Origin of the sequence: Xenorhabdus stockiae (genome assembly GCF_002632825.1) — a bacterium.
Classification (GTDB): Bacteria; Pseudomonadota; Gammaproteobacteria; order Enterobacterales; family Enterobacteriaceae; genus Xenorhabdus; species Xenorhabdus stockiae.
The window spans coordinates 1-779 of record NZ_NJAJ01000136.1 but is presented as its reverse complement, the minus strand read 5'-3'; the positions used below and the strand labels follow the sequence as shown (position 1 = coordinate 779).

Below are 779 nucleotides of genomic sequence, written 5' to 3'. Positions count from 1 at the left end.
TGACTGAGGAACACCGCCAGATGGTGGACATTGACGACGAACTAGTCAGAACGGTAGTCCACATCGACGACGGCAGGGATTGGGGGCAGCGCATTATCCACATTATGAATCGTAATCGGCATATTCACGAGGGCATCTGCCCTCCTCTTCCACCAGCACCCAAAGTGTCGGTAATGAAGATAACACCAGCGAAGAAAAAGCATAACAAACGGGGTAGAAAATCATGATAAGCATCGATAACGCACAGAATGACATTGGCTTGCCCGGACAAATCGACGACGGGCGTGAGTGGGCGGATTGGTTACTGAAGAAGGCGGAAGAGCAAAGAATAAAACTGTGACTAAATCCGGCAACTTTCTGACTATTCCAAGAAGTAGCGTATTGAAGCAGGAACTGGAGCAACTCGAACAGCACCTCAATACATTGTACGCCGAACAAAAAAAGAAGACCGAATTATTAGATCTCGTCTACGAACTGGAAGCCTATTTACTCACGGAGGCACGGGCATGAGCAAAAGCCTAATGTATACCGCTACGCTTTGGGAGACAACCAAGCATCTGTTATACGACAGACATGACAATGATACAGACATTTCATTAATCATTGATGAACTTGACGAAATGATTATTCAAACAATTCGTAACGCCGTACGTATCTCGCAAACAGTGAGTTTTGGCATAAAGCAGAAGGAAGAAAGCAGCAATGATCAATAACTCATTCCACCTGACTCAGATTATTGCCTCAGTCTGGGGTGATCCGTCTGATATCACCGATGTAGT

The 779-nt window shown here is 45.6% G+C and carries 3 protein-coding genes; all 3 read left to right on the top strand.

Annotated elements, in window-relative coordinates; all coding sequences use genetic code 11:
- Positions 1-20 precede the first annotated feature (20 nt).
- The 3 genes from Xsto_RS20800 to Xsto_RS20795 all read left to right on the top strand — a co-directional run bounded on the left by Xsto_RS20800 (position 21) and on the right by Xsto_RS20795 (position 713).
- Positions 21-227 carry a hypothetical protein gene (locus Xsto_RS20800; protein WP_099126326.1) on the top strand — a complete coding sequence of 69 codons (207 nt, stop codon included), beginning with the start codon at positions 21-23 and terminating at the stop codon, positions 225-227.
- Between the two features lie 109 nt (positions 228-336).
- Complete coding sequence (locus Xsto_RS21790) at positions 337-510, top strand: hypothetical protein (RefSeq protein WP_169926717.1); 174 nt, start codon at positions 337-339, stop codon at positions 508-510.
- Positions 507-713, top strand: a complete 207-nt coding sequence (locus tag Xsto_RS20795; RefSeq protein ID WP_099126325.1) for a hypothetical protein — start codon at positions 507-509, stop codon at positions 711-713. Before Xsto_RS21790 ends, Xsto_RS20795 begins: the two co-directional genes overlap by 4 nt.
- Positions 714-779: the final 66 nt, after the last annotated feature.